Below are 13,196 nucleotides of genomic sequence, written 5' to 3'. Positions count from 1 at the left end.
TTTGTTTCCCGGTTCAAAAATCGCTACTAGCTAATTTTAAACCGTTCTACTGTTGTTTGGTTTGTTTTCGTTTCTGAATTTTCTCAATTCAAAGATGTCCAACCAGGACTCTTTTTTATTAGAATTTTCAGGGTTTTAAACACTGTTCAATCTTTCATTTTCAAGGTTCATGTTGTTGCCGCGTCAGCAGCAACGTGTTATATACTATCACAGCGTTTTCTATCTGTCAACAACTTTTTTCACTTTTTTTATTTTTATTTTTCTGCCGAAATCAACCCGATTTCTCAGCTTCGTTTTTCCGGCAAACTCAGCACAGGGGTGGACGCACAATCGGCTCACCCCTGCGTTTGTTTCATTCCCTGATTTTTACTCGCCGAATACAGCCTTGTAATCTGCCTGGAATTTTGCAATACCCTGGTCGGTCAGCGGGTGCTTGGTCATCTGCTCTAATACCTTGTACGGAACCGTAGCGATATCAGCGCCTGCCTTTGCACAGTCAATGACATGGATCGGATTGCGGATGCTCGCTGCGATGATCTCGGTCTGGATGTCGTGCATCATAAAGATCTCAGTGATCTCGTTGATCAGGTCGATACCCGGCATGGAGATATCATCCAGTCTTCCCAGGAACGGGGAAACATAGGTTGCGCCGGCTCTTGCAGCCAGCAGTGCCTGCGCTGCGGAGAAGATCAGGGTTACGTTGGTCTTGATGCCTTCCGCGTGGAGAACCTTAACAGCCTTTAAGCCCTCTACGGTCATCGGGATCTTTACTACCATATTCGGATGGATGGCTGCGATCTCGCGGCCTTCTTTGATCATGCCCTCTGCATCAGTAGTAGTAGCCTTTACCTCACCGCTGATCGGTCCGTCCACAATAGAAGCGATCTCTGCGATAACCTGATTGAAATCACGGCCCTCTTTTGCGATCAGGGACGGGTTGGTGGTTACGCCACAGATAATTCCCATATCATTTGCCTTGCGGATTTCCTCAACATTTGCGGTATCAACAAAAAATTTCATAATCTTATTCTCCTTTTTCTTTAAAATGCTTTCCGTTCAAAGCTTCCTCGGATTCCAAGTTCTTCCCGGTATTTTGCCACGGCACGTCTTGAAATTTCAATGCCGCGCTCTTTCAAAAGTGATGAAAGCTTCTGATCGCTGTAAGGCTTATTCTTATCTTCATTGCGAATCAGCTCCTTCATCAGTTCCTTGATCTGCATGGTTCCGACCGCATCGCTTCCTTCTGCTGCTGAAACCGATGCCGTAAACAGATGCTTCATCAATATGGTTCCGCACGGATACTGGATATACTTTCCTTTGATGGCCCGGCTCACCGTAGAAGTATGGATTCCAAGGCTTTCTGCCACGTCCGTCATCGTCATGGGTTTTAAGAATCCGGTTCCATCCAGAAAATGCTCCTGTACATTCAGAATCTGCTCCGATATCTGAAGAATTGTCCTGCGTCTCTGTGCGATACTGTTCATCACAAAACGGATTCGCTCCAGTTTTTTCTGGAAATAAGCCCCAAGCTGAGCGTCTGTGGATTCCTTCATTATTTTCAGATAATAATCATTGATATGATAGTCCTCCACCCATCCATCATTGAGTTCGATTTCCCATTTTCCGTCATCTTTCCGGAAAATAATATCCGGAACCACATAATCGTTGCGTTTTCCCCCAAACTCTCCCAGGGGTCTCGGATTCAGCTTTGCGATCTGATCTATGCATTTGCGTACTTCTGCGGTTGAGAGCTTCAGAGCCCTGGAAATGGCACTGATCTTTCCATCTGCCACATCCTGCAGGTGTTCCTTCACCATCTGACTGACCGGAGCATTTTTTAGTCCCTGCATCTCCAGCTGTTTTAACAGGCTGTGTTTCAGGTCCGGCGCGAAAATTCCATAGGGTTCTAGTTCCTGCAGCACCTTCAGAGTCCAGGAAACCTCCGCCTCCGGCACTCCGGTTTTCTGCGCCACTTCCTCAGCCGGTATTGTAAAAAAGCCGTTATCATCCAGACAGTCTGTCATAAACTCTGCCAGTTTCCGGCTGCATGCTCCATCCGGCAGCTGCTCCAGAATATAGTTTTTTATGCTTTCTGTCTCCGGCATTGGAATATCTTTTCTTCTCCGGTCTTCTTCCTCCGCAGTATCGTCGTAATTCTGTTCCAGCACCGGCGGCTGTTCATAGGTCTGCCCGATATCCTCCCTGCCGCCCGGCATCGCATGCTCCTCCGAGTAATCCAGGAGAGGATTTTCCAGGTATTCGTCCTGCAAAAATTCACTCAGCTCCACACTGTCCATGGCCAGCACCTCCAGGGACTGTATCTGATTCTGAGATAACTGCTGCTTCTGTTCCAGAGACATTCCGTAATTCAGTTCCATCTAATCATTCGCTCCTTCTCTTGCTGATCTCCTGCTCCCGCTGCTTTTGCTCTAACTCGCTCTGGCGTTTTGCCATACGCCACAGGGTCGTACGGCTGACACCAAGCTCCTCCGCCAGCTCCTTTTTCTTTTTCTTCGGCTTTAAGCGGCTGTATACCGTATCTTCCATCTGTTCCTCCGGAAGAATAACCGGCTCCCGCGCTTTGCTCTCGCGAAAAATTTTCAACTGTCTTAAAAGCTCGGCACTGACAAAATCGCTGTCATTCAAAACGATCAGGCGTTCACAGACATTGCGCAGCTCCCGCACGTTTCCCGGCCAGTCATACTGCATCAAAAGCTGCGCAGCCTCCGGTGTTACAGTCGGGATCCGTTTTCCCATTTCACACGCAAATCTGGTCAGGTAAAAATCAACCAGCTCCTGAACATCTTCCCGGCGCTCTCTGAGCGGCGGAATACTGATATCAAGAAGGTTCAAACGATAATACAGATCAGAACGGAACTGTCCGCTCCGGATCTTTTCTTCTATATTTATATTGGTTGCAGAAACCACACGAACATCGATCGGATGCACACTGGTGCTGCCGATGCGGCGGATTTCCTTTTCCTGCAGCACACGTAAAAGCTTGGCCTGCAAAGTGATCGGAATTTCTCCAATCTCATCCAAAAAAATGGTTCCCCGGTGTGCCAGCTCAAACAGACCGATCTTACCGCCTTTGGCCGCGCCCGAGAAAGCGCCTGCCTCATACCCGAACAGTTCGCTTTCCAGCAGATTTTCCGGGAGCGCGGCACAGTTTAACGCAACAAACGGCTGATCACTGCGGCTTGATGCCTGATGAATACTGTGCGCGAATAATTCTTTTCCGGTACCGGTTTCTCCCACGATCAGAACATTGGAATTAACCCGGCTGTAACGCTGTGCCATATGGATATTCTCACGAATTGCCTTGCTTTTTCCAAGAATATCTGAAAAGGAATACTTGGCTGTCAGTCCTTTTTCTGCAAGTCCCTTCCGGATTTTTCGTTCCTCTTCCATGATCCGATCGGTATTCCGGATAAAGACCAAAGCTCCGGTCTCTGCTGCTTCTTCACTCAGGTGTTTGTACTGCACATAGTAATCCTTGCCTTTGATCTTCAGAATGCGCTCACGCGCCTGATTTTCATGCAGAAGATTTTCCCAGTCATCTGCCTGCTCCAGCTCTGCTGCCGGACTGCCAACCAGCGAGTCGACGGTAGAAATCTGAAAAATACGGTATGCCTGATTATTGATCGCCAGAATCCGTCCTCTGTCGCTGATCGCGAGCACGCCTTCCTCACTGTGATTGAGCATGGCCTCAATGATATCACTCTTGGCACGCTCCTGCCGGATTGTCCGCGCTGCATTGAGCGCTTCCTTCATGGCTACCTCCACCGCTTCTTCATTCGTATGGATATGGACACGCTTTAATCCCAGTCTGTCACAGATTCCGCACATGGTTCCCGCACCGACAAAAATATCCGCGCCGTCCTCCATGGCCTGATGGACTGCGGCTTCCGTGGAAGCCTCATTCGGAGTATCATAAATCGTGATAGATGCACCGCAAAGCTCCTCCAGCTCCTCCATGGATTTGAATTTCCGGTTATGCAGGCAGAGTGCGATTTTTCCGACATTTTGTTTTCTGCACTCTACCAGCGCGTCAAAAATATCAAAGCTGCTTACATGCACTTCGATCACATGCTTGTCCGGAAACAGATTCTTCAGCACCTCATACGTCATACCCCGCGCGACCAGCACATCTGCATCGCCATATTTGGCCAGATCATCCGGTGTTCCGAATACATACTGCTGTTCTATCTGAATTGTTTCGTACTGCGGCAGTTTCTTCACCACATCTTCAAAGATTTCTTTCAGCTCCAGATGCGGTATAAAAACCCTTATCTTTACCATATCAGAGATTTTCTCCTTTTTCCAAGACAGTTTCATCTGCCCCTTTTCCTTGAATGGGCTATGGTAAAGTATACCATAGCCCATTCAATTTTGCAGAAAAATTATGAAAATCGTCTTGTTTTTCTGTTACTTATTCACTACATTCTGCGGAGCACCGTCGATCACGGACTTGATATTCTCTGCAGTGGTGTTCATGATGCGTTCACGTGCCTCCTTGGTTGCCCAGGAAATATGAGGGGTGATGATGCAGTTTTTCGCCTTTAACAGAACGTTGTCTTTTTTGATCGGCTCCGTGGAAACAACATCCACAGCTGCGGCTGCCACTTTTCCACTCTCTAATGCGTCATAAAGATCCTGCTCAACGATCAGCGGTCCGCGGCTGTTATTGATGATGATGACTCCATCCTTCATCTTCGCGATATTCTCTTTTCCGATAATTCCCTGGGTAGACGGGAACAGCGGGCAATGCAGGAAGATAAAGTCAGACTTTGCAAGCAGCTCATCCAATTCCACATACTCCGCAACCGCTTTTCCTGCCTCGCTCTGGAATGCGTCATAAGCGATCACATTCACGTTCATGGCCTTTAAGATTTTTGCGGTATTCACACCGATACGGCCAAGTCCGATGATGCCTGCGGTCTTTCCGGATACCTCGATCATCGGATAATGCCAGTAGCACCAGTCTGCATTCTCTGCCCACTCACCGGCATATACAGAATCGCTGTGATGTCCGATATGGGAGCATACCTCAAGCAAAAGGCTGACAGCAAACTGGCTGACATTATCCGTTCCATATACCGGAACATTCATAACCGGAATGCCCTTTGCCTTTGCGTACTCATAATCTACTACATTGTAGCCGGTAGCCAGAACTGCAATCGCCTTTAAGTTCGGGCACTTGTCCATGGTTTCTTTACTGATCGGTGTCTTGTTGATCACGATCACATCTGCGTCACCGATGCGCTCCGCGATCAGCGGGGACTCCTCGTAAGCAGTTCTGTCATATACGGTAACTTCGCCAAGAGCTTCAATCGGCCCCCAGCTGATGTCACCAGGATTTTCGGTATAGCCATCTAATACTACAATCTTCATGATTCCGTTCTCCTTTTCTCGTTTTTCGGTATTTCTTAGTCTTCTACCAGTGCCCATGCGCGGTTTAAGCAGCGTTTGGTATTGGCCAGAATGATTTCATCGTCCTCACCCGGAGCCAGGGTAACCTCCATGGACAGTACCATCGGATCCTTCGCGTTGAAGAAGCCCTCTTCCTTAAGTACCTGCAGATAATCGGTCAGCTGCTCCACATCGTTGGCGCTGTTCGGATAACCCAGACGCGGATGCTTGTCACCATACATCGGGCAGCCCTCTTCTACGACTGCGTTTCCGAAATGAAGGTGAGTGATGTAAGGTCTTAAGGTCCGGATCACAAATTTTGAGGTCTCATAGGTAGTCGGGAAATGAGACAGATCTACCAATAATCCGAAATTGTTATGGGTCATTCTCATGTCTGCCGCGAACTGTGCCGCATAAGGAGCCGGTCCGATCAGGGCTGCCTTGTCCATATCGAAATCAAAGACCTCCAGCTCTACGTTCATGCCCTTCTTCGCTGCGTAATCACAGACATTGCGGGTAGTTTTTAACAGCTGTGCGTAAGCCTGATCCTTGGTTTCCTCTTCCCATTTTCCTGCCAGGAATGCGATTCCCTTTGCGCCAAGGTATTCTGCCTCATCCACTGCCTCGATCAGGGTAGCCTCAGCTTTTTTTCTGCCCTCCTCATCGATGTCGTTTGGATTCAGCTTCGGTCCGAGAAGTCTCGGCTGTGCGCCATAGCAGACCTTTAAATGAGACTGCTCCAGGATTTTTTTCACCTCTTCGCGCTCTGCGTCATCGGCACATTTGGTCACCTCGATCGCATCAAAGTAATCATCTACTGCAATCCGCTTTACCTGATCTACTACACTTCTGTTCGGAAAGGACATCCAGCGGATGGTACCTACCTGAAAATATTTATGAATAGACTCTCTCATGTTCTTTTCCTCCTGCTCTGATTCATTTTATTGTTATGCAATTCTAACTTTATACAAGTTCCCACGCCAGGTCAAGTGTTCGTTTTGCATTTGCCAGGCAGATATCGGGATCCTCTTCTTCAAAGGGTTTTACCTCAAAGCTTACGATCGGACGATTCTTTTCACTGATGAATCCGATCTCCATCAGAAGCCTCAGATAATCGGCCAGTTCTTTTACATCATTTTCACTGTTTGGGAAACCAAACCTCGGATGCTCATCCCCATAAGCCGGGAACTGCGGACTTCTGATCACCGTATTGCCCATGTGGGCATGGCGGATAAATCTGCGGACCGGAAGCAGATTTTCCTCAATGGTTTCATGGATCATTGGAATATGGCTCAGATCCACCATCAGGCCAAAATTGTCATACTCCGCACAGATCGTCTCTGCGTAGCGTTTCACCCGGTCAACCGGACCGATCAGAGATTTCTTTGCGATATCATAATCAAACACCTCGCAGAGAACCGGCATGTTTCCCTTTGCTTTCGCATACTCACAAAGCTCTCTGGTGGAAGCAAGAAGTGCCTGGAAGGATTCTTCCATTGTCTCTGCCTCGTAGCGGCCTGCCAGAAATGAAAAATCCTGTGCGCCGATCTCATAGGCTTCATCTATTCCCATTTTCAGGGCTGCGATGGCTTTCTGACGGCCTTCCTCATTGAGATCGTTGATGTTTAACCCGGCCCCAAGCATCAGGCCCTGTCCACCATAGGCAGTGACCATATGAGCACAGGAGATCATCTCAGCAGCTTTCTTTCTCACCTGTGCATCTTTCATATGTGCAACTTCCACAGCCTCAAAATACGGATCCGTTGTGATCTTTTTTAAACACTCCAGGATCGGTCCCTCTCCGGAACCCACTTCTTTATAGGATACATGAAGGATCGTGCCGACTTTCATATAGCGTTTCATGGACTTTTCCATACGATTTTCCTTTCCTTCCTGCAAAACTGATATTTACTGCTGCCCGGCACAATCCGGCGTGATTACACCAAACATGCCGCAGGCAGCAGTGACTGGTCTTACTTTCTTGCAGCTGCCTTTTTTGCCGCTGCCGCAACTGCTTCCGCATCCAGGCCGTATTTCTTTAACAGTTCACTGTAAGGACCGGATTCACCGTGACGATCCTGCATGCCGACCATCTCGACCGGTACCAGGCATCCGGATTTTGCCAGAACCTCGCTGACTGCTCCGCCAAGACCGCCGATCACGCTGTGCTCCTCCGCTGTTACAATCGCGCCGGTTTCTTTCGCGCATTTCTCAATCAGCTCTGCGTCAATCGGTTTGATGCAGTACATATCAACCACTCTTACGCTGATGCCCTCTTTCTCCAGCATCTCAGCGGCAGTGATCGCGGTGCTCACCATCAGGCCGCATGCGATGATGGTAACATCGCTGCCTTCTCTTACAACCATGCCCTTGCCCATTTCAAACTTCGCATTCTCCGGATGGCAGTCCGGAGCCGCATCTCTCGAAAGACGGATGTACATCGGCTCATTGACTTCAATCGCGGTTTTGACCATCCAGTCGGTAATCTGCGCATCGGAAGCTACCATAACATTTACCCCCGGAAGCGTACGCATCATGGCAATGTCCTCCAGAGCATGATGGGTCGCGCCGTCAAAGGCATCGGATAAGCCGCCGTAACCACCCATCATCTTGATCGGCAGTCCGGAGTAGGACATAAAGGTTCTTGCTGCCAGGGATCCCAGTGTGGTTAAAAATACCGCAAAGGTATTGACAAACGGGATCTTGCCATTTTTGGCCATGCCTGCTGCCATGCCCATCATTGCATACTCACTGATTCCGCAGTTATAGAAACGGTCCGGATACTCCTTTCCGAACATGGCCGATTTTGTGGAGCCGGATACATCTGCATCCAGAACTACGATATTCTCATTCATCGCGCCGTATTTTTTCAGTGTCTCTCCATATACATCACGAATTGCCTTTGCCATTACTGTACACCTCCCAGTTCTTTCATTGCTGCTTCATAATCGGCATCCTTAACCGGAGCACCATGCCAGGTGTTCTTGCCCTCCATAAAGGAAATGCCCTTGCCCTTCACAGTCTTTGCCAGAATGATGCTCGGAACACCCTTAACCGATTTTGCGGTCTCGATCGCTGCGCTGAGGGCTGCCACATTATGTCCGTCACAGACAATGGTATTATAGCCAAATGCCTTAAATTTCAGTTCGATGTCACCCATCGGCATGATCTGCTCGGTAGTTCCATCCAGCTGTACACCATTCCAGTCCAGAATAGAGATCAGGCGGTCTGCTTTAAACTTGGAGGCGTTCATGCAGGTCTCCCATACCACGCCCTCGTTGATCTCACCATCTCCAAGGATCGCATAGGTGTAAGCGTCTACACCATCATGCATATCGGAAAGTGCCAGACCTAACGCGAACGGATAACCGGCTCCAAGAGGACCGGTAGATGCCTCAACTCCGGGAGTTTCCTTGGAACACGGATGTCCCTGCAGACGGCTGTTGATCTGACGGAGGCTGTGCATCTCTTCCATTGGGAAAAAGCCTTTTTCTGCCAGCTCCAGATAAAGCATCGGAGCAGCATGTCCTTTACAGAGCACGATCTTATCGCGGCTTCTGTCATTGATATTCTCCGGAGAGATATTTGCGTCGTTAAAATAAAGGTTTGTAAGGATCTCGCATACAGAAAGAGATCCGCCCGGATGTCCGGTCTGTCTCTCATGTAAGATTTCTATCAGGGTACGTCTGAATTTCAGGCAAAGAGCATCCAACTCCTGTTTCTTTTCGTTGGTCATGTCAGTAGTCTCCTTTTCTATTTTTATATCGTTTTTAATGTTTCCTTCACCTGCTCCATGCAAAGTCCGGGACTTGACAGAACAGGGATCTTACAGATTTCTTCTATTTTCTGATCCAGATGTGCCATGGATGCCTGAGCCAGCACCACACAGTCATATCCGGAAATATCTTTTGCCATATCCAGAAGGATCGCATCGTGGCGGTCCATCTGCACTGCTTTCATCGCCTGGAACGCTTCTGCGTTGGCTTTGAAATCAATCTGGATGGTCTTATTTAATTTTGCTGCCTCTGCGTTTAACTTTTCCCGCATCGGTCCTTCGGTACTGCCTGCTGTCGCAAGAACCAGGATCTTATCCCCGTAGGTAACCGCTTTTCTTCCCATTGCATCGTCGATGGCAATCAGCGGAACCTTCACAAACGGACGGATCATGTTTACAACCGGAGTCAGGGTCGAACAGGTCACCACGATCATATCGGCTCCCGTCATCTCTGCAGACTTGATATCGTTATACAGTCGGCAGCGGTTTTCTATGGTAAACTCCCCGATCTCATTCGGATTATTCGCCAGGAAATCGTCCCAGAGATTATGGATCTTGACCGGTTCCCCCACATAATCCTTCAGCTGCTGTTCAAAGGAATTCGCTACCGTCTTTACGGTATGGATCAGTGCGATACTTTTCATGCTTCCTCCTGTCCGTAAACCTTCTTCATGATCGGGATCAGATATTCAGCTGCACCCTTTGCCGCGCCTTCCATGCTTGGCAGCTGGAATATTTCCGTGGTAAATGCACCATCATATCCGCATTCTCTGAAGGTAGAAATGATTTTTTCAAAATCCAGTCCGCACTGGCCTGGATAGCGGCGGTTATTGTCAGCCAGATGGACATGGATGTTATAGGAGCTGTACCGACGGATAGCCTCAAACAGATCCTTTTCTTCCAGATTTAAGTGGAACACATCCAGCATCAGGCGAAAATTCGGCCGGTCTACCTGGTCTACCATATCGGCGCCCTCCGCGCAGGTATTGATGAAATTCGTCTGCATGATGGTAACTGTTTCCAGTGCGATCTGCACGTTTTTCGGTGCTGCATAGTCAGCCAGCTCGCGGAATGCCGCGATCGCCAGCTCCTCCGTCTGCTCTCTGGTCAGTTCCTTGCAGTACTGCCCGCGGACACGGCCGATGTTGATATTGGCTCCCAGATAAGCAGCAAAGTCAATGATCTCCTTACTTCTGCGAATTGCCTCTTTCCGGTTCTCCGGATCCGGGTTTGTGTAGCTGAGCCCCAGCTGACCGAAGATTTCACCGGTGCAGACCAGAACCACCTTCAAGCCGTTTTTTTCTGCCTCACATTTTACAAACTCCCAGTCAAGCTCTGACGGATTTAACGTCATCAGCTCCACTCCCTGATAACCAAGCTTTGCGAGATCTGAAAAGCTTTTCTCCAGAGGTCCCTGATATGCCGTAACCGAATCTGCGATCGCAACATCCGGTGTGGCAACCTGATAACATAACTTCATACCCTCACTCCTTTTCTCTGACTTCCTGATACCAGTATATAAAGCAAAACATGTGCCAGGTCTTGCCGGTGCATTTTTCTGTCCCTTTTTCGTTTTTTCAGGAATTATGTTTCATTTTGTTTCGCTATATTTTTCATTTTGTTTCTTAATTCTAGTCGTAAATGTTTCACTTTCGTTTCACAACGTTACCATCCTGCATTACAAACGGTACGTTTGCCAGGCACTCCACATCCGTCAGCGGATTTCCATCCACTGCAATGATATCTGCAGCATAGCCTTTCTTTAAGCTTCCGATCCGGTCTCCCAGTCCGCAGACCTTCGCGGCATTGGAGGTAACACCCTTTAATGCGGTCACAATATCTGAACCGAGCTCTACCGCATATCCAACCTCGCGGTACAGATAACCATGGTAAGCATCGGTTCCCAGAACATACGGAACACCGGTACTCATCAGAAGCTTCAGTCTTTCCCGGACGCGCGGCCGGTTTTTGCGAACCCGGTATGCATTGTTTGCCGACAGGGTTTCCTCGCGCGTCGGATCCAGGAAAATACCGGAAGTAAAATCAACAATACATTTGGAATTTGCCAGCCATTCCGCATCCTGCGGGGTGCACATATACATATGCTCAATGACCTGTACCCCGCCGTCGATACAGTCTTTTAGGCCCTGACCGCCGATACAGTGTGCAGCAACCGGAAGGTTCTTTCTTGCCGCCTCACTGACTGCCATGGCAATCTCCTCCAGACTTAAAAAGCTCGGCACAAACTCGCTCTCCGGATCCGGAACGCCCGGAGTGATAAACAGCTTTAACAAATCGACACCCTTCTTTAAATTTTCGCGGGCAGTTTTCCGGATCTCCTCAGGTCCGCAGTGCGGGCTTCCGATATATCCGGCACCGTGGCTTCCCTTCATGCCAATGCCTGCTGCGAGAAGCTTCGGTCCTGCCACCTTTCCCTGTTCAATCAGCTTTTTCAGTGTTACATCAATATAAAAACGGTCTCCCATGCAGCGTGCTGTTGTGACTCCGCTCATCAGATCTTTCCGGAACCCATCCAGAGCGATCAAGGTCAGCTCACATTCTGTACTCCATGCCAGAAGCTCCAGATGCTCCGGGATCGTGGCGTCAATAGAAAGATGGTTATGGCACTCGATCATGCCGGGCATGAGGGTCGTATTCTTTAAATCGATCACCTCCGCACCTTCTACCGCAGGACACTCCGCCTGCGGTACGATCTCCTCTATTTTTCCATCACGGACGATCACTGCCATGTGCTCTTTTAAATTCAGATCCTCGCCAACCAGAACACGGTCAGCTTTTAAAATAATATCGCTCATATCTGTTTCCCCCTGCTTTATTCTGTCTCAGCCATCATGGCTTTTACTCCGGTCTTCTGCTGTTTTGCATTGCCAAGGCCATGCTTTTCGTTGAATTTTCTGGACCACCGTGCCAGAAATGCCACCAGAAGCGGTGTCACGATCGCTGTCACAATGGTTGCTGCCGCAATCTGCGCACTTGCAGTCTCAACCTGCGGAGCAAAGGACGGATCTGCATCTGCAATCGCTGCCGGTGTTGTTGCGGCAACGCCTGCCACCGTACCGATCGCTGCTCCCATCGGATCTGCTTTTCTTCGGATCAGGCTGTAAATGATAAACGTAAGAATACCGGTTACCGCAACTGTCAGCAGTCCGAGAAGGATACCGGAAAAGCCGGCGCCTGCAATAGTGAAAAAGCTCATGCCTGCTCCAAGACAGAAACCATTGAACGGTGGGAGAAGTGCCATCGCAGTGGAAAGAGTTTCTCTCCACTCATGATCCAGGTTACCGATAATAAAACCAATGATCAGCGGGATAATGCTTGCCATGATCGCGGTGATCGGGAATTTTCCGATCCCTGCTGTTCCAAGCGCAATCATCGTGAAAAACGGGCCGTCATTTAAAGTCAGGATCGCGGTTGCTCCTACGTCAGACTCATCGCCATACTCACCGGCAAGAGTTGCATAAATAACACCATTGGAATTAGTTACTGCGCCAATGACTGCCAGCGGAAGCAAACCCAGAAATCCGGCTTCTCCAAAAATCGCATTCAGAAGAAGTCCGATACCAAAGCCGCCAAAGAACTTCAGGGCTGTCAGAAACACGCCCTTGTATACCGTCTCTCCTGCTGCTTTTACATCAATCGTTGCGCCGCTGCAGAACAGATACAAACCGATCAGGGTTGGGATTCCATTCTTGAAAAGTCCCGTTGTGAAGCCTCCGATTTTTAAAGCTTCCGGGAAAAATGTGTTTACCGTGCATCCAAGCAGCAGCGGGATTACCATTGCGCCTGCCGGAAATTTTTTCATTGTTCCGAGTATTCTGACATTACCAATCATAACCTGTACCCTCCATACAAATCCTACTATGTTTTTTTGTTTCTGAACCAGTTCTGACATACTATAGAGCAAACCTTATGCCTATTTTTCCTTTTCACGCAGATTTTTTCTTTTTTTCTGTTTTTCACATCCCTTTTTATGTATTTTGCACAAATA

General features: G+C 48.7%; 12 protein-coding genes. All 12 read right to left on the bottom strand.

Features of this window, described 5'->3' with window-relative positions:
• Window positions 1-366: 366 nt before the first annotated feature.
• The gene (gene fsa, locus DW819_RS10225) at window positions 367-1,020 is read right to left on the bottom strand and encodes a fructose-6-phosphate aldolase (RefSeq protein ID WP_118733194.1); all 654 of its coding nucleotides are present in this window, start codon (window positions 1,018-1,020) and stop codon (window positions 367-369) included.
• Between the two features lie 20 nt (window positions 1,021-1,040).
• Window positions 1,041-2,378 (bottom strand): RNA polymerase factor sigma-54, encoded by a 1,338-nt coding sequence (gene rpoN, locus DW819_RS10220; protein WP_118733193.1) that lies wholly within the window; start codon window positions 2,376-2,378, stop codon window positions 1,041-1,043.
• A gap of 4 nt (window positions 2,379-2,382) precedes the next feature.
• Window positions 2,383-4,302 carry a sigma 54-interacting transcriptional regulator gene (locus DW819_RS10215; protein WP_118733197.1) on the bottom strand — a complete coding sequence of 640 codons (1,920 nt, stop codon included), beginning with the start codon at window positions 4,300-4,302 and terminating at the stop codon, window positions 2,383-2,385.
• Between the two features lie 126 nt (window positions 4,303-4,428).
• Window positions 4,429-5,394 carry a D-2-hydroxyacid dehydrogenase gene (locus tag DW819_RS10210; protein ID WP_118721057.1) on the bottom strand — a complete coding sequence of 322 codons (966 nt, stop codon included), beginning with the start codon at window positions 5,392-5,394 and terminating at the stop codon, window positions 4,429-4,431.
• Between the two features lie 35 nt (window positions 5,395-5,429).
• Window positions 5,430-6,326 (bottom strand): TIM barrel protein, encoded by an 897-nt coding sequence (locus tag DW819_RS10205; protein ID WP_118534065.1) that lies wholly within the window; start codon window positions 6,324-6,326, stop codon window positions 5,430-5,432.
• 49 nt (window positions 6,327-6,375) lie between these two features.
• A complete protein-coding gene (locus DW819_RS10200; protein WP_118733192.1) occupies window positions 6,376-7,287 on the bottom strand; it encodes a TIM barrel protein in 912 nt (303 codons plus the stop codon).
• 98 nt (window positions 7,288-7,385) lie between these two features.
• Window positions 7,386-8,321 carry a transketolase C-terminal domain-containing protein gene (locus DW819_RS10195; protein ID WP_118721058.1) on the bottom strand — a complete coding sequence of 312 codons (936 nt, stop codon included), beginning with the start codon at window positions 8,319-8,321 and terminating at the stop codon, window positions 7,386-7,388.
• Complete coding sequence (locus tag DW819_RS10190) at window positions 8,321-9,148, bottom strand: transketolase (RefSeq protein ID WP_118726699.1); 828 nt, start codon at window positions 9,146-9,148, stop codon at window positions 8,321-8,323. Before DW819_RS10190 ends, DW819_RS10195 begins: the two co-directional genes overlap by 1 nt.
• Window positions 9,149-9,171: 23 nt before the next feature.
• A complete protein-coding gene (locus DW819_RS10185) occupies window positions 9,172-9,831 on the bottom strand; it encodes an aspartate/glutamate racemase family protein (RefSeq protein WP_118721060.1) in 660 nt (219 codons plus the stop codon).
• Window positions 9,828-10,667 carry a sugar phosphate isomerase/epimerase gene (locus tag DW819_RS10180; RefSeq protein WP_118733191.1) on the bottom strand — a complete coding sequence of 280 codons (840 nt, stop codon included), beginning with the start codon at window positions 10,665-10,667 and terminating at the stop codon, window positions 9,828-9,830. Before DW819_RS10180 ends, DW819_RS10185 begins: the two co-directional genes overlap by 4 nt.
• A gap of 166 nt (window positions 10,668-10,833) precedes the next feature.
• Window positions 10,834-12,003: an amidohydrolase family protein gene (locus tag DW819_RS10175; RefSeq protein WP_118534059.1), complete on the bottom strand. Its 1,170-nt coding sequence runs from the start codon at window positions 12,001-12,003 to the stop codon at window positions 10,834-10,836.
• 17 nt (window positions 12,004-12,020) lie between these two features.
• Entirely contained in the window at window positions 12,021-13,040 is a 1,020-nt protein-coding gene (locus tag DW819_RS10170) for a 2-keto-3-deoxygluconate permease (RefSeq protein ID WP_118721062.1), read from the bottom strand.
• Window positions 13,041-13,196: the final 156 nt, after the last annotated feature.

It is taken from the genome of Clostridium sp. AM33-3 (genome assembly GCF_003480315.1).
Taxonomy (GTDB): domain Bacteria; phylum Bacillota; class Clostridia; order Lachnospirales; family Lachnospiraceae; genus Brotaphodocola.
The sequence above is the reverse complement of the archived record's forward strand: the minus strand, read 5'-3'. Positions and strand labels throughout refer to the sequence as shown.

What these genes read in the sequence shown, in the direction of transcription:
- fsa (WP_118733194.1), bottom strand. Translation starts at nt 1,020, where the DNA reads ATGAAATTTTTTGTTGATACCGCAAATGTTGAGGAAATCCGCAAGGCA.
- rpoN (WP_118733193.1), bottom strand. Translation starts at nt 2,378, where the DNA reads ATGGAACTGAATTACGGAATGTCTCTGGAACAGAAGCAGCAGTTATCT.
- DW819_RS10215 (WP_118733197.1), bottom strand. Translation starts at nt 4,302, where the DNA reads ATGGTAAAGATAAGGGTTTTTATACCGCATCTGGAGCTGAAAGAAATC.
- DW819_RS10210 (WP_118721057.1), bottom strand. Translation starts at nt 5,394, where the DNA reads ATGAAGATTGTAGTATTAGATGGCTATACCGAAAATCCTGGTGACATC.
- DW819_RS10205 (WP_118534065.1), bottom strand. Translation starts at nt 6,326, where the DNA reads ATGAGAGAGTCTATTCATAAATATTTTCAGGTAGGTACCATCCGCTGG.
- DW819_RS10200 (WP_118733192.1), bottom strand. Translation starts at nt 7,287, where the DNA reads ATGGAAAAGTCCATGAAACGCTATATGAAAGTCGGCACGATCCTTCAT.
- DW819_RS10195 (WP_118721058.1), bottom strand. Translation starts at nt 8,321, where the DNA reads ATGGCAAAGGCAATTCGTGATGTATATGGAGAGACACTGAAAAAATAC.
- DW819_RS10190 (WP_118726699.1), bottom strand. Translation starts at nt 9,148, where the DNA reads ATGACCAACGAAAAGAAACAGGAGTTGGATGCTCTTTGCCTGAAATTC.
- DW819_RS10185 (WP_118721060.1), bottom strand. Translation starts at nt 9,831, where the DNA reads ATGAAAAGTATCGCACTGATCCATACCGTAAAGACGGTAGCGAATTCC.
- DW819_RS10180 (WP_118733191.1), bottom strand. Translation starts at nt 10,667, where the DNA reads ATGAAGTTATGTTATCAGGTTGCCACACCGGATGTTGCGATCGCAGAT.
- DW819_RS10175 (WP_118534059.1), bottom strand. Translation starts at nt 12,003, where the DNA reads ATGAGCGATATTATTTTAAAAGCTGACCGTGTTCTGGTTGGCGAGGAT.
- DW819_RS10170 (WP_118721062.1), bottom strand. Translation starts at nt 13,040, where the DNA reads ATGATTGGTAATGTCAGAATACTCGGAACAATGAAAAAATTTCCGGCA.